Source organism: Citrobacter gillenii (assembly GCF_013337685.1).
GTDB lineage: Bacteria > Pseudomonadota > Gammaproteobacteria > Enterobacterales > Enterobacteriaceae > Citrobacter > Citrobacter gillenii.
In genome coordinates, this window is the sequence record NZ_SUQN01000008.1 from 189,003 (window position 1) to 207,990 (window position 18,988).

An 18,988-nucleotide genomic window follows, 5' to 3' on the forward strand; every position below is an offset into this window, starting at 1 on the left:
ATATCATTATCTAATTGCTGTGCAGTTATCGCCAACAACTGCACAGAAAAATCAATAAAACGGAACCCCTCCATGAAGCTTAAGTTAAAGGTGATTGCGGCATGTATTTTACTTTCCATGTCCGTTTCAACCTCCGTGGTGATTGCCGCCCCTAATTCTAACGAGACAACCTACTTAGTTAATCGTGGTAACCCACAGTTAAAAGTAAACGGTAAATATATCGATCAGATGATTGCCGAGGTGATGGCGAAAAATAATCTGCCCGGTTTATCCATGGCGATCGTTCAGGCTCCGTATATCCCGCGCTCAGCTGGATATGGACTGGCAACACTCACCAATGATGAATTGGCTTCGACCAAAACTATGTGGGGTATCGGGCCAATCACTCAGGCTTTTACCGCCGTAGCGGTCATGCAGCTGGTAGAGCAAGGAAAATTAAATCTTAATAACCCAGTAAGCAAGTATATACCCGGCTTACCGGAAAGCTGGCATAACATTACGATACTGGAGTTAATGCAACACTCTTCCGGGATCCCCGACTTCAGATCCTTCGGCTATAAACAAGCGCAGAAATATACACCTGCGCAGCTGGTTGATCTTGTCAAAAATAAACCACTCGAATTTAAAAACGGTACTGATATCAACGCCAGTGCGACCGACTTTATTTTGTTAGGGATGGCTATCGAAAACGTCAGCGGGATGCGTTATGAAGACTTCGTTATCAAATACCAAATTGAACCATTAGGCCTGCAAAGCACACAGTTCGCGAAGGATATGCCAACTAAAGCCTATCTGGATCGCCCAACACCCGACAAGCAACACAACCAGCACGCTAAATTTAAAGCAGAAATCGCCTACATCAACCCGGTTGAACCCGCAACCGGTTATGTCGCCGCGGGTGAAAAACTGGAGCCGGTCAGCGCTATCGCCACCGATAACCTGTACGCGTACGGCGGCTTGTGGTCATCAGCTGAAGACATCAGTAAATGGGACATCGGTCTTGCAGGCAGCACGCTAGTTAAAGATAAACAGCTGCGCGATATTATCTACAGCCCCGCAAAACTGAAAAACGGCAAAGTCGTGCCCGCTATGGCTGGCTGGGAATTTACCCGTCATCCTGGTTTCCTTGAAATCAAAGGAACGACCGCTGGTTTCAGCGCCTATCTGAGCCGCTTTACCGCCGGTGATGAACTGGTTTGCGTGACGATACTGACCAACAAAGAAGGTGTCGACATGACCCAGGTGGCACGTGATATTGCCGAAGCCTACAAAACCGGACTGAATTCTGGTTTAAATTCAGAGAAAATCAAAAATCAAGAGAGTAAATACTCTGTCGATGAGACTATTTCCCGACTGAAGGCCATTCTGAATAGTGAAGGTGTTCCGTTATTCACCGAGATTGATCATGAGAAAAATGCCGAGGGCGCTGGCATGAACCTCAGACCAACGAAAGTCCTGGTATTTGGTAATCCTAAAGTCGGTACAAAACTGATGCAGGATAAACAGGGCATATCGCTTGATCTGCCGTTACGTGTTTCCGTCTGGCAGGATAAGATTGGTCGGGTTTGGGTTAGTTATGAAAACCTTGATGACGTGGCAAAAAATTATGGTATCCAGGACCAAAAGACCGTTGATAGTCTTGATAATTTCATGACTAATCTGGTCAGTCGGTCTGTAGATGTTTATATCCAGTAACTGGATATAGTATTCTCAACGCCCCCACGCTGCGAGGTCAGAACCTGCCCCGCAGCATATAAAGCGCTAATTTATCAGCCCCAGCTCAACAGCGGGCTGAGCGCTTCGCGCCCCACCAGCGCCCGTAACGCGGGCAGGCGACAGCTGTGAGCCAGCAGCGGAGGCAGCGCAAAAATGATGTCGCTGGAGAGCATGACATTCTCCAGTTGCCCCCATAAGTACCAGCCAGTATCAACACCACTTGGCGGAACAAAAAAATGCAAATGCCCGCCCTCTGGCGGTTCATCGGCAATGCCCAGCCACTGGCTAAAGCGCGGGATAGCCGGTGAAACGTGCGTCACCCGCGAGCAGTTGCGGACCTGGCTTGCAGGAATGTAAAACTCCTGCGTTCCCATGCGGATGCGCACGGCCGCCAGGTTAACGGGTTGCGTCATCACCACAGGTCTCCTGATAACGGTCAAATACCAGATTCAGATCCAGTAGGGTGAACCAGGTGTCGCCCACCTTGACCACCCCGACCGCAATCGGCTGTAGCGCCGGAGGCAGCGAATCACCGGGTAAATGAATCTGGCTTTCCACCACCTCAAGAACATCAATCAATCTGTCAATCAGGATGCCACTTTGCATCCTCTCACCGCAGCCAATCAGGATAGTCCGTTTTCCCAGGGCGTTAGCCACGGGGTTGTCAATCAGGCCGTCCAGCCTCATGACCGACTCCACGCGCCCGCGATAGTTGATCACGCCTTCAAGCATCGGCGGACAACAGGGTACCCACGAGATAGGACGTTCCGCGAGGATCTCTCTTATCTGCGCGCCGTAGAAAGCAAAGTTTTTATCCGCCAGCTGAAATAACACCAGCGTGCACTGCGGCTCATCGACGCTTTCACACTCGGGTTTCTCACCATGATTCAGCGCCAGGATCTGCTCCAGTTGTGGGCTCATGCCCTCTCCTTTTCTTCAGCGATACAGAAGGTGTTGCGGCCTTTTTGCTTGGCGGCATACAGCGCCTGATCGGAACGCTCACGCAGCGTTTCAATACGATCGCCAAACTGCCACTGCGCGATACCAGCGCTGAAGGTACTGTGAAAATAGGTATCATTAACGGAGAACGCGACCTGCTCGTAATCCTTGCGTAAACGTTCCACTACCAGGGCTGCCGTTTCGCTGGTGGTATTCGGCATGATGATGGCGAATTCTTCCCCGCCGTAGCGGCCCACGATGTCGGTGCTGCGTAAACGATGGGAAAACAGCTGCGAGATGCCGACAATCACCTGGTCTCCGACGACGTGGCCGTAGGTATCGTTAATATTTTTAAAATGATCCAGGTCCACCATCACCATGCAGAACGGTTTACCGCTGTAGTTAGATTCGGCGATCGCGCTTTTAAGAAAGTGGGTGGTCGTCGAGTGGTTGTATAACCCACTCAAACTGTCCTGCGACATCCGGGCGCGCAGGGTGCGCATTCTTTCCGCTCGGATCGACACGGCATGGATCAATCCCTGAGGATCGGCCTGTTTGAGGATAAAGTCCTCCGCACCAATACTCATGGCGCCAAACTGCGCCGTCTTATTAGTTTCACTGGAAAGATAGGCAATCGGCAGGCCAATGTGCTGCGGGATCTGGCGGATCAGTTTGGTCAGATCCACGCCGCTAAACTCAGGCATGTGGTAGTCCATTAGTACCAGATCAATCGGCTGGGCGTTCAGCACATGCAGCAAATACTGAGGTTTCTCCAGCACATGCACGTCCATTCCCGCCATCCGCAGCATTTCCGCGTTGTATTCCGCGACCGCTGGCTCATCGTCAATCAACAGGATCTGATAGGGTTTCTTTAGCGACGGCTGGGTTAAGCGGTGAAGCTCCTGCACTAAATCGGTGATAGACGCCGGTTTAACAAAGTAGCCGTCGCAGCCCGATTTTATGGCATTAATGCGCGCCGTAAAGTCGCTGTGACAGGAGAGAAACAGCACCGGGAAAGCGGTGCCAACTTTCTTTTTCAGATCCGACATGGTCAGCGGGCCGCCGTAGGCGTTGTCCGGAAAGCTGACATCCATGATCACCACGGAAGGCGGTTGCGCCAGTACGGCCTGGGTAAAGTCCTCGGTATTCGCAAAGACATGGCAGGTAAAACCAAAGCAGCGCAGTTGGGTGGCGAGCAGCTCAACCTGATCGAGGTCATCATCGCACAGGTAGATCGGTTTACTGGTACGGCGGACAAACGCCTCCTCTGGACGCTCCTCAGGGTTCGGTAATTTGAAGCCTGTGTCGCTGATACGATGCTCAAGACTGAGCTGTTCTTGCGTCAGGGTATACAGCCAACGGAGGATCCTCCGTAGCTCATCGCAATGTAATGTGCATTGCTCCGGCTCGGTGAGTAATCGCTCACCTTCCGCGGAGGCAGTAGCGAGCGGAGCAAAGCCAAAAGACCCGGCAGACCCGTGAATACTGTGCAGCAAAATATGCAGCTGTTTACGACAAACCTCGCTGGGTTCGGCGACCAGTTGCACCAATAGCCTGTCCGCTTGTGCCAGCATATCGGGAATGCGGCGTAAAAACCCCTGTCTCAGCCGTGAGATTTTTTCCTGAGCGGCAGCCATAGCAAGGTGCTTATTTTCTTGTTTCATCGTGAGGTTTTTGACTTATTCAGTAGCAGGCTGCAGCAGCGCATTGACCGCGGCGCCGAGGTTTTCCGCCAGATTTTCATCTTTTTTCACCCAGCGATCATACGGCACATCGCTGGCCGTCACTTCATTGGCGCTCAGCAAAATAAACGGTTTAGACCAGCCCTGGGCACGCAGCAGCGCCAGCAGATCCAGCCCGCTGATCTCTGGCATATGCAGGTCGCTAATCACCAGATCGAGTGTTTTATCCGAATCCAGGCACGCTAAGGCAGAGATGGCGCTTTCCACAATCACCACCTCGTAGCCGTCCATTTCCAGGAAGACGGATGCCAGTTCAGCGGCAAAAAGATCATCATCAACTAATAAAATTCGCATCGTCTCTCTCGGTGTTGTGCCCTCAGCACAACAGCATTTTTAAGGTTTTTATCAGGCTGTCCTGCTCGAAATCGCCCTTGGCAATATAGGCATCCGCGCCTACCTGAATACCGCGCCGCCGGTCTTCTTCCTTGGCGCGGGAGGTCACGATAATAATCGGCGTGTGCTGGTAGTTTTTCTCGCCACGCAGCGATTTTGTGAAGGTAAAACCATCCATAAACGGCATTTCGACATCCGTCAGGACCGCATCAAACTGGGTCAGTTTCGCTTTCTGCAAGCCTGACAGCCCATCTTCCGCCAGCGTCACCTGATAGCCGTGCGCTTCCAGTACATTTTTTTCTATCTCGCGGGTATTCAGCGAGTCATCAACCACCAGCACATGCCAGGCGTTTTGCGCCACGCTCACCGGTTTTACGGGCGTACTGGTCTGTCTCGATTGCTGCGCCATCGCCATCAACGCAGGAACTTGTAAAATACTGACCAGCTGGTTCTCCGGCGTCTGGACCATTCCGGATACCAGCGATTGCTGTTGCATATGCTTCGGTAGCGGTTTGATCATCATCTTGCGCTCATCAAGCAACTTATCGACCCGCAGCGCCATCTTGCTGTACTGATTCTGCACAATGATTAAGCGCTGCCCCGCCGGAGAGCGGCTTCCCTGACGTGCGTGTATACCGAGTAGCAGGCCTGCGCAAACCACCGGAATAAACTCGTTATGCAAAATAATGGCCGGGCGTCCGGCAATATCGCTGATCCCTTCCGGGGTGTACTCCACCACCTCAACCACGTACTGAGCGGGCAACCCAAACAGGTGTCCCTGCTCTTCAAATTGCAGGATACGCATCATTGTCAGTGATACCGGCAGACGCAGCGTGAAACTCGTTCCGACACCTTGCCGACTGTACACCTGCAAATCCCCCTGCAAATCGGTTACCACCGTTTTGCGCACCACATCAAGACCGACGCCGCGACCGGACAGTTCAGAAACGATTTTGCTGGTTGAAAAACCGGGATGAAAAATAAGTTCATTGCACTCCTGCTCGGAGAGCTGCCCGGCCATCGACGCGGGAACCAGTCCTCTACTGACCGCCTTCGCGCTGATGGCCGGATAGTTCAGCCCACGGCCATCATCTTCCACCCGCAGTAATATTCCGCTGCCATCCTGCTGGGTAGTGATGGTGATCGTACCGCGCGTGGATTTACCGAGCGCCAACCGCTCATCAATGTCACCAATGCCGTGATCGACCGCGTTGCGCAGTAGATGCGTCAGCGACTCCGATAGCCGGTCAATAAGCTGGCGGTCAATCTCCACTTCCCCGCCCACAAAGCGGCAGACCACCTGCTTATTCAGCGTGGAGGCCAGCTCACTCACCTGCAATGAAATCGGCTCAAAGAGCGTGGAAAGCGGGAGCATGCGGATCCGCGCCGCCACGTCATACAGTTCAAACATCTGCAAATGCTGAACCTGTACGCTCTCTTTTAACTGGGCGCTGAAATCGCGGATCTGCTGACGAAGTTGCTCTGCGCTTAGCCCTAACAACCGCGGCACAATGTGACTCAGGTTCTGTATCTGCTGTTCCAGGCGGTCATGACCGGCGACCACTTCCCCCAGAATGTCGATCAGATCATCCAGCTTGTTGAGCTTAACGCGCACGAAGTCAGCCTGCTTAATGCCACCGTCCACGGTAATCGACGCCGCCGACGGCGCGGGTTTGTCCGCGTGAATAACCGCCTCCACCGCCAACGTAGCGGCTTCCCCACGGCTCGCACAGGCAAGACGTTCACACAGCCCCGCATCCGCAGGCGGCAGCTGGTTATCCCCTGCGCTAACAAAAAGCTGGGTCAATTGGTTTGAGAGATACTCCACCGCTTCATGAATCAGGTTGCCCAGCGCCCGGTCCGGCGTCAGTTTTTTTTCCCGCAGTTCGCTCAGGACGTCCTCCAGGTGATGCGTGACATCGGCGATACTTTGCAGTTTCAGCATCCGTGCTCCCCCTTTCAGGGTATGCGCGGCGCGAAACATCTCACCGATCCCGGCATCAGTATGTTCCCCAGCAGAGAGCAGAAAGGCCCCCTCGCTGAGCGTCTGCAAATGACCTCTCCCTTCATCAATAAAACGCAGAACGAATTTTTTCAGATCGATAGCCATAATCGTTCTTATTACCCGCTTTGATGGGCGAATTGCGCCAGTTGATGTTCACACAGAAAGCGAAACGTCGTGCCGGGAAAGACCATCGGCAAACGTAGACGACACACCGTTGAAGGATTGTTGATTTCATCGTTAAGTAATTGCATCACCACGCGATAAGTCCGCTGCGCGGGCTGGTGAAGTTCACTTTGGCGATACATTTCGGCCAGATAATAATGCGCGGGCCAGTAACCCGGTTCCTGATAAACCACCTGTTTGAACCAGGCAATCGCCTGCTGCGTCTGGTGCTGCCACATCATCGCCAGACCGAGCAACATTTTTGCCTCTGCCGACCATTCATCCTGGGCGAGGATCTTTTGCGCATTGCCGGTGGTCTGCGAGAACTCTCGCTGCTCAAGCGCAATCACGCCCTGAATCAGCAGCGCATCCTGATGGCCTGGATCGCTGCGTAATACGCAGGCGATACACTTTTCAGCATCGGAAAAACGTTTTTCATCGAGGCAGGCACGCGCCTTTTTCAGCCAGTCGTCAGACTTAAGCGTCGCGGGTGCGGCAGGCTCGACGGCAACAACGGGGGCGGTGACGGTCGCGCGCGGCGTAGCCCGTGGTGTTGGCACCACCCGAGGAGATTCAGCGTGGTGGCAAAAATAGAAAATGCTCTCTTCCTGCTCAAGCTTCAGGATATCGAAATTGTTCGCCAGCGTTTCTGCGTTGCCGAAGAACAGAGCGCCGTGCGGCTGCAGCATCTTTTGCAAATTTGCGTGCAGCTCGCGGCGGGTCGGCGTGTCGAAATAGATAGACACGTTGCGCAGCAAAATAATGTCCACTTCCGGCAGCAGTTGCTCTTTGATGATGTTGGTGCGGTGGAATGACACTTTTTCACGGATGGCGTCATGTAGCCGAAACTGGTTTCCCGTACGGGTAAAATAGCGCTGCTGAATTAACGGATCGACGCCACGAAACGAGTAGCTGGAATAGCTGGCATTTCTGGCTTTCGCGAGAATTGCCGGGTCAATATCACAGCCGTAGAGTTCAACCCGTTCCGCCATCCCATCCTGGTACTTTTCATGCAGTTTGATGGCCAGCGAGTAGGCTTCTTCCCCTGATGAACACCCTGCGCTAAGAATACGCACCGGACCGCTACGCTGTTGCATGATCCGCGGCACCCATTTTTCGCAGATTAAATCCAGCGTGTCGCTTTCACGGAAAAAATACGTTTCGTTAATCGTAATCAGGGTAATAAAGCGATCAAACTCGTCCTGCGACAGCCGCAGTTTTTCATAGTATTCATAATAATCAGTGATATTACGCTCAGCCATGCGCTGACTCAGCGCCGATTTCAGCAGCGCTTCCATCGCATTATCAAAGTGCAAACCCACCCGTTCTTTGATCAAGCGGGCATATTCTGGAAGGTTGGGTATCATGGCAATGTACTCTCGAAATGCCCGTGACCTGCCATCGAAAGCAGCACCTTCGCGAGGCCATTCAGCGGGATCGTGCGGTGTATGAGCTGCTTATCAATCGCGTTCTTGTTCATACCAAAGACCACCGAACTTTCTTCATCTTGCGCCAGCGTTCGTCCACCTCGCTGGACGATAAGCTCGATGCCGCGACATCCATCGCTGCCCATTCCGGTCATGATCAGCCCAACCGCTTTTTCGCGGAACACCTCAGCGACCGACTCCAGTAACAGATTGCAGCTGGGGTGATACACGTCGCTTTCTTGTCGTGGAACCGTCGCCAGCCGTTGGTTACTTTTGACGATCAGATGCTGTTCCGGTGGCAGGATATAGACATTTCCGGCCTCCACCGGGTCATTATCCTGCGCCAGCCGTACCTTCAGATCGGTTACGCTGTCCAGCCAGTGCACCATGTTCTTGGCGAAACCATCGGCAATGTGCTGGGCAATCAGTACCGGACACGGGAACGTACCGGGTAAATCCTGCAACAGTTTGCTCAGTGCCTGCGGCCCACCGGTCGAACAGGCAATCGCCAGCACATAGGGCCAGTCGGCCGTGGTCTCAACCGTTTCCATTGCCAATCGCGTGCCCGACACACTCGGTTCTGCAGGGTAGCGTAACCCCTTGATATGACGGATGACCTTCACGCCCACCAGCAGTTCCACCTGTCGATGCAGTGTACGGATGGCGAGTGGGGAGTCGTAGTTATAGTGCAACACCGCCAGCGCCCCGCGAGAGATGTAATCCTCATCGCCTGCATTTTCACCACCAAAATGCATGACCAGGATAGGGATTGCGCTGGTCGCCATGATGGTTTCGACGATCTCGACGTTATCGGCGGTCGACGTTTCCAGCGTCAGGATCAGCAGATCAGGCCCTAACTGTTGCAACAACCGCATTGCCTGGCGGCGATGGGCCGCCTGCCCAACCACCGAAATATGTGGATGATCTTCCAGTTGCTTGACCAGTTGGTTGCGCGACACGCTGCCCAAATCCAGGATCAGTACCCGAATACCGCGGCTACTCATGCATCCATATCCATCAGGGTGAATGATGCAGAGGCCTCTTTCAGCGCCTTCGACAGCTGTGTCATATCCTGACTCACAATCAGAATGTCTTTGATCGACTGCGACGTGTAGTTACTGGCGACAACAATTTCACGCAGCGCCATAACCACCTGATTGCTGGCGGTTTTCTGCTGCTGGGTAGACAGCGAGATCTGCAGCGCCGCCGTAGAGGTTTGCTCTGCGGTAACGACGATATCATTCAGGTGCTCAGCGCTCAGCTGACACGCCCTCGTCCCCGATTTTATGCTCTCGCCACCTTTTTCCGCGTTCAGCACCAGGCGATTAATCGCGTTCTGGATTTCACTAATTTTATTCTCGATTTCAACCGTCGATTCGGTGACTGAATCCGCCAGACGACGGATTTCAGCCGCCACCACGGAGAAACGTTTCCCGGCTTCTCCGGCGCTGGCCGCTTCCAGCGCGGCGTTAAAGGCGATCAGTTTGGTTTGATCCGCCACACTGTTAATGATCACCATCACGCGGCTGATTTCCGTCGACTTGTTGCCGAGCATCATGATTTCACGCATGTTTTGTTGGTTATCGTTGTCGATATCCGTCATGCGCATCAGCAGCTGCGACATCGAATCCGAGCCTTTATTGCAATCCTCAAGCGTCTGGTTGGCAATATCGACCACCGCCCGCGAATGCTCGGCTATCTGGGTGGAAGAGGCCGACAGCTCTTCCATGGTGGAGGTAATTTCAGCCACTGAAGATGAGGTTTCCACGCTGGTTGAGGCCTGGCCGTCTACCGCCTCGGTGATGTGCAATGATGCCTGGTGCACTGAGTTCGCATGAGACACCATATCCCCCACCAGCGAGTGCAGGCGCTGGCGCATCATTTCTACCGCGCCGAGCAGTTCGCCAATTTCATCAGGATGATCCACCTGCACATCCACCGTTAAGTCACCTTCCGCGATGGTCTGCGCAATCCTCAGCACGCGGTTTAGACGGCGTGAAATCAGGAAGCGGCTGGCAATCGCAATCAGCAATAAAATGATGGGTAACAGCAACGCGGTGAACAGCAACAGGCCATTGCGCACAAGATTGCTGCTCTTGGCGACATCATCCACATAGCTGGTGGTGGCGATGATCCAGTTGATCCCTTCAATGTACTCATAGACGGCAACTTTGGTCTTAGGTGCGACACCATAACCACTCACCCAGTTGTAGTAGGTGATGCCATTTTTATGTTCGAGGATATCGGCAAACAGCTTATAACCGTTGGCGTCAGTAATATTCACCGCCTGCTGGTTAGCCAGCGAAGGGTGCGCCAACATACGCCCGGGGTCGAACCCGGCATCCAGCACGTAGGCGTAGCCATTTTTACCAATATGCACATCCAATAACTGCCTGATGATCGGTTGCAGGGTCTGTTTGACATCAAACCCGACCGCCACGGCACCAATCACCTGACCATATTTATCGGCAATCGGCTCATAGTGGCTAATAAACTGCTTACCAAACAGCGTGACCACACCTGAAAACGGTTTATTTTTCAGTAGTAATGGCAATGCCGGATTATCGCGCCCCAATACCGTTGCCGTCGCCGTGTTACCGGAACTGGCCAGCAACGTGCTGCTGACGCGAACAAACTGCTCGCCCTGCAGAATAAAGGTACTGGCAAAGACGCTGGTTAATTCGGTGAAATGGTCGTTTGTATTGGGGTTACTCAAAACGGCTTTTAGTTCAGACGCGTCCATAGAGCGCAGTGGCTTATTGGCTACATTCTGATAGTTATTAATGTAAACATTGCTGTAATGTTCCGCATCCCGGGTAACCCGTTGAAACTCATTAGAGATATTGTTGTGGAAAATACGGGTGTTGGTTTTGATCATTTCCAGCGCATTAACCTGCAGCTCGCTGGACAGATAATTCGATAACATAAAAGAGGCGCCAATCAGCAGCGTGGCAATGCACACCACCAGAATCATGCCGAGTTTCATCGCGACACCCAGGTGAATACTGTGCAGCCAGGCGAGCACTCGTGCAGTGGGTCCGTCTGAAGATATGGCCGCCGGGCGTTCTTTTACTTTAATCATGTCACTCATATTTTTTATTCTCTATCTGAGAAGGCGCTGTTCTTTTTTTGAGTCAGAATTGTGCTGGCGCCACGCTATTTCAGCGTGAGCAGCGGTGTCGGCTTACCAATGTGATATCCCTGCAACCACCCCACGTTCATTTGCTCCAGGCATGCCTGAATACTGGCGTTTTCCACAAATTCGGCGACGACTTGCATGTTTTTCATTTCGGCAACGCGGCAGAATGATTCAACGATGTAGTAGCTGATTTCACTTTCCGTGATCCGCCGAATAAACGAGCCATCAATTTTCAAAATGTCCGCCTCGATATTCATCAAACGCGCATGGCTGGCGAACCCGGTACCAAAATCATCAATCGCCACCCGGCAGCCTAATTGGCGAATTAAACGCAGCGTTTCTACGGTTTGTTGTTTATCGGATAGCGTATCCGCTTCGGTAATCTCAAAAATAATTCGCTGCGGCGCGACGGCGTATTCCTGTAAGAGCTGGGTGATCTTCGAGACAATATTTGAACGACATACCGTCACCGGTGCCAGGTTAATAGAAAAGCAACGCTGTGGATGGTGACACATGGCTTTGAGCGTATTTTCGATGACCCATAAATCGATTTCCGGTGCCAGCCCCGCATCATGCGCCACCGGCAGAAAACTGTTTGGCGAAATAAATTCACCCTTATCGTTTAACATGCGAATCAATATTTCATGATAGTGTTCTTCGCCCTGGGTGCTGACAATAGGCTGGGCCATCAGCACAAACGCATTGTTATCCAACGCATTTTGCAACGCCGTGCGAATATCGGTTTTATCCACAATATGGTTGCCGAGCATGCGGCTATGTTGCGTTTCCAGGTTTTCGGGTCTGCCGTTGGTCAGAGACAACCCCGCGACCATGCCCAGTTTCCCCACCAACTGATAGATGTCATCGCTCACATCGTGAATCAGGCAATAGCCCAAACCACTGCGAAACCCCAGCCGCTGATTATTATGAAAAAGGCGAAAACCGTTAGCGGCCTGGTATAAATCACACAACCGCTCCCAGGTACAATTTTCCAGCCTGATCAGCAGATCATAACCGGCGTGATAATAGACCTTCTCACTTTCGACCAAATGCTTCTGCAAATGCTCAGCCAAAATTTTCTGATAACGGGTACGAAAATGAAAACCGTAGCGGCGGGAAAAAAGCTCCAGTTCGGGGAGTTGAATCAGGCACACCGTCGCATGTTCGGTCGTAAACAGCTCCGTCTTCAGCGCACGCAAGTTTGCCATGCCCGTCATCGGGTCGGTCAGACCTAATACCAGCGCCTGGCTAAATCGTTGACGGGTAAATTTTGCCAGCGCGCCCATAATCACAATGGTGAGTGAAAAGATAAAAATAAGCGTTGAAACCATAGCCTGGTGCAGCATGAAACTCTCATCGCTGGCGATATAATTATCGTTATGCTTGCCCAGAATAATTAATACCACCGTCCACACCAGCATCGTAAATGAGTGGCCAATCTTAATAGCTCCCCACAGCATCAACGGGAAAAGCAGGATCAGGCTGTAGAATGAGAAGAAAATATTCGAGTTATAGGGCGACGTTAAACATAGCATCAGACCAATAAGCACGGTGCACCACGCCATGACGCCGTATACCGTGACATTGCCTTTGCATTGTTCGCCGATCGACTTAATAAAGGTAAACAACCAGGACGGTCGGCGCAGGATGCGAAATGCTTTGTAGAAAAAGGGGATCCCCGTCAGGCAACCGTTAGCAAGTCCCTGGACACGCACCAGCATTTCCAGACTCATAATATGCAGGTTCGCCACATCCGATCGCTGACTGTGGGGAACCACAAAGGCGAAAATTTTGCTGAAAAGCAGATACAGCAAAATGTTGTAGCCGCAGAGCCAAATCATACGATTCAGGCTGATGGTGATCCGGCTAAAGCTGGCGCTACTGCGTCTGCCCGTCACTTTACGATAAATGGCATAGCTCAGCGTCGATGCCGCCGTCAGGCACAACGCATCCACGTGTTCGCCTGCAGGACCAACCCAAAACATCACCGCCAGAAACAGCATTATCCCCGGCAGAACCCGATAACCAAAGAGAACCAATGCGGCGGAAAATACGGCTAATTTGAGATCGTAAACGGTTAATAGAGTATTATTAAGAATGCAGTAACCGTTAAGATAGTGTGCCAGTGGATAAAAAAGGCCAGGAATAGCAAGCGGCAGACACCATTCACGAGTGATTTTTGCAGTGTTTGTATTTATTATTGCGTCCAAATCAATTTATCCGCTATACACTATACCAATAGGACTTTAATCCAGATTCTAATGTCGCAAACAAATCCATTTGGGCTAGTCATTAACCATTGTAAAATTGATGACATTAACCGCACACTGAGAAAATAAAAAAGGTTCTACATTGAAGCGTGCATCTTATTCATATCGCATCAGAAAATAAACCATCATTTATAGATAAAAATGGACATATCATGATATTTTTATTTTTATCTCACCAGTTAATAAGCCACCTAATCAATTGATTAATAGTGTAAAAATACAGCGCCGCCAGCGTATCCATCGCACATCTTTAACGTGTGTACAAAAAACATTCCTTACAGGCATTAATGTCAACATTAATACGACACATCACCACTGAATGAAAGTGTGTTTTAATGTACATTTTTACCTGTTGACGAAACGTACAGCGATCCTTATATTTATACACCGTTATTTTATCGTTAGCCATTCAGCTCCAGTGTTAATTAAATGTTGTACCTGAGAGTTTCACACCTTTCATCTACTTACTTGTAACAAAAATACCCATACTGTTATTTCATTAAGTCATAAAAGAAATTTAATTCAGCATATATGTGTATTTTCAGGAATTAAAAAGAATCCGTGGCCACGTCTCTGTTTTCCCTAAAGGCAATAAAAGGATGGCAACATTCGATCACCGGCAAAATAACACAGTTTTTGCTGGCGGGGATCATTATTGCGTTTGGTGCTGGTGCCTTTACCAGTTGGAGCCTGATCGACAACTTTTCTTATCAGCAGTGGGTACAGAGAGCAGAAGCCAACGCCCAGATCATGACCTACATCATCCGCAGCGTGTATACCACCGTTTCGGTTGAAACCCGCGACACGGGGCAAATATCCCGTATTGTCTCGGACAGACAGCTTGGCGATACCGACTCCATTATTCAGACCGGCTATAACCCGGTAGACGTTCTGGCACTGGCCTCAGCGCAAACGCACAATCCCACCTGGATGTTCCTGTATACGCCAGATAAAGGTTTCGTGGGCATCAACAATAAGTCTGAAGAGGGCGACGGGGTAATCTCCTTCGCCGGGCGTTTGCCACGCGATGTGCTGGTCAACGACTATATCGGATTTGCCCAGATCAACGGCGAAGCGTGCTTCATCAGCGCCGTCCCTGTTCTGACGCCCTCAGGCGAAATCCTCGGCAGCCTGATAAGCAGCATTGGTAAGAAGAGTGATCTGTACGCTGCCTATGATGCGATGTTGAAAAAGAGCAGTATCATTTTCGTCCTCATTTTACTGGCAACGCTGACGCTGGTGACGCTGTTCATGCGCCGTCTGTTCCGCCCGGTTCCGTTGCTGATTAACTCCATTACCCGCATTGCCCGCGAAGAAACCGACTCTGTCACCCCCTATCTTGACCAGGATGATGAGATTGGACATCTCGCCAGCGCCATTGAAAAATTGCGCGTTGCGATGAAAGAACGCGGCTATCTACAGCGTATGCATGAGATGTCACAAAAGATGGAGCATATGGCCCATCATGATTCGCTAACAGGCTTACCCAATCGCGTCTCTTTCGGACTGGCGCTGGATAAACGCGTCAGTGAAGTCCAGCAGGCAGAGAAACCGTTCAACTTGCTGTTGATTGACCTCGACAACTTCAAGCCGGTAAACGACACCTTCGGCCATAAAGCCGGCGATGAAGTGTTAATCAACGTGGCGCAGCGCCTGCAATTATTGCTGGGGCCAAACGATATGGCGGCACGTCTGGGCGGGGATGAGTTTGCGATTCTGCAACAGGTCAGCGACAACGCCGTTAAAGAGGCGAACCGGCTGGCGAAACGTATTCTCCGCGCGCTGAGCACACCGTTTAGCTGGAGCACCCACACCTTCTCTATCAGTTGCAGCATTGGCATTACCAGCGCACCTTATCAGGGCAATAATACCTCAACATTGATGATCAATGCCGATCTGGCCATGTATGCCTCCAAGCACCATGGCCGCGGTTGCTTCCATTTCTTCGAAGACGGCATGGTGATGAAACAGAGCCACAGCCTGTTCATTAATCAGGAAATTATTGATGGTATTGATAACGAGCAGTTCGAACTTTACTACCAGCCCATCGTTAATCTGCAGGATGAAACGGTTCACGGCTACGAATCGCTGATCCGCTGGAATCACCCGACGAAAGGGCTGATTTACCCGGATTACTTTATCAATATTGCTGAAAGCTCGGGCCTGATTGTGCGTTTAGGTGAATGGGTAATTCGCCAGTCTTGCGCCGTCGCCGCAAAATGGCCGGAACACATCCGCATTGCCGTCAATGTGTCAGCCAACCAGCTACACAGCCCAGGGCTGGTCGACATCATCAAAGAAGCGTTACGCACCAGCCAACTGTCAGCCAATCGACTCGAAATTGAAATCACCGAATCCGAGAAACTGGATCAGTCTATTGCCCTCCCGGTACTGAAAGAGATCCGCGCGATGGGGATCGATATCGCAATGGACGATCTGGGAACAGGCTACGCCGCGCTGGACTATTTGCTGGTCTATCCCTTCACGCGCATCAAGATTGCCCGCACGCTTATCGATAAATTAGAGCAGGATAATGCCAGCCAGTACTTGATTGTGATGCTTATCCAGTTCGCGCAAAAGTACAATATCTCCGTCACCGCGGAAGGGGTGGAAACACCGCTCCAGCGCAACATTTTGCGCAAAATTAAGTGCCAACATGTGCAGGGATATTTCTTCAGCTATCCGCTGCGCGAGCGTGACGTGTTGTCTGCTTTTGCCGATGAAGCCCTTGCAGAAGAGGTTATGCATGACTAATCGCCTGCGTTTGGCAACGCGTATTGTGCTTGCCGCTGCGCTGTTAATCCCCTTCTCTGCACGCTGCGCGACGGATGTTTTGCCCGAACAGCGCACGCTGGAGAAGATTGCCAGTATGAAAACTATCACCCTCGGTTACCAGGATGATGCCTTTCCTTTCTCGTACCAGGAAGGTACGTCACCTGCTGGCTATTCCATTGATATCTGTAAAAATATCGTCGCTGCGCTGAAAACCAAACTACAGCTTAAAACATTGAAAACGCAATGGGTGCGCGCAAACTCGGCATCTCAGTTTGTGCTCATTAAAAAACACATGGCCGATATCATGTGCATTCCGGCTTTTTATTCGAAGGGTCGCCACAGCATTAGCGAATTCTCATTGCCATTTTACTTTTCCAGCACTCGCTATGTGATGCGTAGGAATGATTATAATGGCAATCTACAAGCACTTTCCGGGCACAGCGTGCTGGTAAAAAGCGGCACAGTTTACGTTGAGCAACTACAGAAAATTAATACCGCCAACGCGCTTAACATTAATATTGAGCTGGATACTAACAACAACGTCGCCTTCAATGGCGTTCAGAGCGGCGCCTATCCGGCGCTGATTTCCAGCACTGTATTATTAAAAGGGATGATTGCGCAGGCCGCCAACCCGGATGAATATATGCTATCCCGTATTGCGCTCAGTGCGCCACTTCCGGCGGGACTGCTGCTCCCTTTACACGATAAAGAATTTAAAGCTTTTGTGGATGACACGTTATCTTCTCTGATGACCAGCGGTGAGTTTACGACCTTGTACAATAAATGGTTTCAGTCTCCAATACCGCCGAAAGCCATCAATTTAAATATTCCCATGTCAGATAATCTGAAAGAATTAACGTCAGCAAAAAAGAAGATCGGTTTTGATTATGAAAAATATAATTAAGCATGAGATGGCCCGGATAAAACGTGTGGCGCAGGGGCTGATTTTACTGGCTGGCCTCACCGTGTCCCCTGTGTTGATGGCGCAGCAGAATGCCGCCACGCTGGAACACATACAAATCAGCAGCGTACTGAACGTGGGTTATCGACAGCTGCCGCCGTTTTCCTTTACCGACCAAAACGGCAAGGTAACGGGGTATACCATTGCGGTGTGTAACCTGATTGCGGACAAACTGCGGCAGTATCTCAAGCTCAATAACTTAACCATTCATTATATTCCGGTGAATTTTGCGGAACGCTTTTCTGCATTAAAAACACGTAAAATAGACATGGACTGTGGCGTAAATACTAACGCGCCAGAGCGGACCTCCAGCGTTTCATTTTCCGTTAACTACTACATCGCGAAAATGCGCATCATCTCTTTACGTAAAAACAATATTCATTCCCTGGCTGACTTAAAAGGACGAACGGTTAGCCTGACAGGCAGTTCAAAAGATTTGCTGGAATTCAACAAGGCGAACCGGGAACAGCATCTTAATATTTCAACAATAACCACTACCACGATAAACGGGGCGTTTAATAAAATGGCGCAGAATGAATCTGCAGCGCTGTTTATCGATGATATCCTGGCCTGGCCGCTGATTAATCAGAGTGAACTGCCTGACACATTCAGCGTGTCAGCCGAAACCATCGGCGCGGATATGCACTATGCCATTATGATGCGCAAAAACGATCCGCAGTTTGTGGCGTTCATCGACAGTTCACTGAAAACCATTTTCGCTTCCCCTATTAATGTACAGCTGCGCAAAAAATGGCTGGCGCCTTATGCCTGTAAACATACGGGAAATCAGCCTGCTACACCATGTCAGCATCACCCTTGAAAAAAATAAGCGTCTGTTCACTCACTCGCTTACTTCGCCTCTGGCAGATCCCAGGGGCGCTGTTGTTGCTATTGATGGTCAATTCGCTGCGCGCGGCGTGGGATTTTGCCACCATCATGCAGAAGTCCGATGTCCTCTATGGCCCCGCCAGCGCTGCGGCACAACAGCGCATCAACGCCTGGCAAAAGCTCTTAATTCAACTGCGCCATGCCGATGAGCAAACACAGCTGCGCGCGGTAAATCTGTTTTTTAATACCCAGCTCCGTTACGCCGAGGATAGCGACGTCTGGCACAACGTCGATTACTGGGCGACGCCGGTGGAATCCCTGCGCCAGGGTAAAGCGGACTGCGAAGACTACGCCATCGCAAAATATTTCACGCTGCGGCAGTTGGGTGTTTCCGAAGAGAAGCTGCGTATCACTTACGTTAAAGCCCTACGTTTAAACCGCGCACATATGGTACTGACCTGGTATGCCACGCCTGACGCCATCCCTCTGGTTCTCGATAGTCTGACAAACACCCTTTCACCGGCCAGCCAGCGTCAGGATTTATTACCGGTGTACTCATTTAACGATAGCGGCCTGTGGCTGCCGGGCAACCAGAACACAAAACGTATTGGGGACAGCAAGAGACTTTCTCGCTGGCAGCAAGTATTCACCAAAATGCGGGAAGAAGGCTTCCCGATAGATAAATAGGGAA

Annotated in this window: 14 protein-coding genes; 5 read left to right on the top strand and 9 right to left on the bottom strand. The window is 51.0% G+C overall.

The features are described 5' to 3' along the window. Nucleotides 1–72: 72 nt before the first annotated feature. A complete protein-coding gene (locus tag FCH32_RS19620; RefSeq protein WP_174361380.1) occupies nt 73–1,695 on the top strand; it encodes a serine hydrolase in 1,623 nt (540 codons plus the stop codon). 74 nt (nt 1,696–1,769) lie between these two features. Here the strand turns inward: FCH32_RS19620 and FCH32_RS19625 are convergent, their stop codons facing one another. The 9 genes from FCH32_RS19625 to FCH32_RS19665 all read right to left on the bottom strand — a co-directional run bounded on the left by FCH32_RS19625 (nt 1,770) and on the right by FCH32_RS19665 (nt 13,673). Next, nucleotides 1,770–2,129, bottom strand: coding sequence for a hypothetical protein (locus FCH32_RS19625; RefSeq protein WP_096755950.1), 360 nt, complete (start codon nt 2,127–2,129; stop codon nt 1,770–1,772). After that, nucleotides 2,113–2,637, bottom strand: a complete 525-nt coding sequence (locus FCH32_RS19630) for a chemotaxis protein CheW (RefSeq protein ID WP_096755949.1) — start codon at nt 2,635–2,637, stop codon at nt 2,113–2,115. The genes FCH32_RS19625 and FCH32_RS19630 overlap by 17 nt, the downstream gene beginning before the upstream one ends. Then, nucleotides 2,634–4,319, bottom strand: coding sequence for a diguanylate cyclase (locus FCH32_RS19635; RefSeq protein WP_115257615.1), 1,686 nt, complete (start codon nt 4,317–4,319; stop codon nt 2,634–2,636). The genes FCH32_RS19630 and FCH32_RS19635 overlap by 4 nt, the downstream gene beginning before the upstream one ends. Before the next feature lie 15 nt (nt 4,320–4,334). Then, a complete protein-coding gene (locus FCH32_RS19640) occupies nt 4,335–4,691 on the bottom strand; it encodes a response regulator (protein ID WP_135911512.1) in 357 nt (118 codons plus the stop codon). A 22-nt stretch (nt 4,692–4,713) separates the two neighbouring features. Next, nucleotides 4,714–6,840 carry a hybrid sensor histidine kinase/response regulator gene (locus FCH32_RS19645; protein ID WP_117343172.1) on the bottom strand — a complete coding sequence of 709 codons (2,127 nt, stop codon included), beginning with the start codon at nt 6,838–6,840 and terminating at the stop codon, nt 4,714–4,716. 11 nt (nt 6,841–6,851) lie between these two features. Further along, nucleotides 6,852–8,264 carry a CheR family methyltransferase gene (locus FCH32_RS19650; protein WP_174361381.1) on the bottom strand — a complete coding sequence of 471 codons (1,413 nt, stop codon included), beginning with the start codon at nt 8,262–8,264 and terminating at the stop codon, nt 6,852–6,854. Continuing rightward, complete coding sequence (locus FCH32_RS19655; protein ID WP_117343170.1) at nt 8,261–9,328, bottom strand: chemotaxis protein CheB; 1,068 nt, start codon at nt 9,326–9,328, stop codon at nt 8,261–8,263. The genes FCH32_RS19650 and FCH32_RS19655 overlap by 4 nt, the downstream gene beginning before the upstream one ends. Further along, nucleotides 9,325–11,415 carry a methyl-accepting chemotaxis protein gene (locus FCH32_RS19660; RefSeq protein ID WP_117343169.1) on the bottom strand — a complete coding sequence of 697 codons (2,091 nt, stop codon included), beginning with the start codon at nt 11,413–11,415 and terminating at the stop codon, nt 9,325–9,327. The genes FCH32_RS19655 and FCH32_RS19660 overlap by 4 nt, the downstream gene beginning before the upstream one ends. 65 nt (nt 11,416–11,480) lie before the next feature. Next, nucleotides 11,481–13,673: a sensor domain-containing phosphodiesterase gene (locus FCH32_RS19665; protein ID WP_096755942.1), complete on the bottom strand. Its 2,193-nt coding sequence runs from the start codon at nt 13,671–13,673 to the stop codon at nt 11,481–11,483. A 621-nt stretch (nt 13,674–14,294) separates the two neighbouring features. Here FCH32_RS19665 and FCH32_RS19670 point away from each other — a divergent pair. Genes FCH32_RS19670 through lapG form a run of 4 tightly spaced genes read left to right on the top strand, consistent with a single transcriptional unit; the run spans nt 14,295 to nt 18,984 of the window. Continuing rightward, on the top strand, nt 14,295–16,487 hold the full coding sequence (locus FCH32_RS19670; RefSeq protein WP_174361382.1) for an EAL domain-containing protein: 2,193 nt from the start codon (nt 14,295–14,297) through the stop codon (nt 16,485–16,487). After that, nucleotides 16,480–17,412, top strand: coding sequence for a transporter substrate-binding domain-containing protein (locus FCH32_RS19675; RefSeq protein ID WP_174361383.1), 933 nt, complete (start codon nt 16,480–16,482; stop codon nt 17,410–17,412). Before FCH32_RS19670 ends, FCH32_RS19675 begins: the two co-directional genes overlap by 8 nt. Next, entirely contained in the window at nt 17,396–18,289 is an 894-nt protein-coding gene (locus FCH32_RS19680) for a transporter substrate-binding domain-containing protein (protein ID WP_153880077.1), read from the top strand. The genes FCH32_RS19675 and FCH32_RS19680 overlap by 17 nt, the downstream gene beginning before the upstream one ends. Before the next feature lie 5 nt (nt 18,290–18,294). Beyond that, complete coding sequence (gene lapG / locus FCH32_RS19685; protein ID WP_170974770.1) at nt 18,295–18,984, top strand: cysteine protease LapG; 690 nt, start codon at nt 18,295–18,297, stop codon at nt 18,982–18,984. Nucleotides 18,985–18,988: the final 4 nt, after the last annotated feature.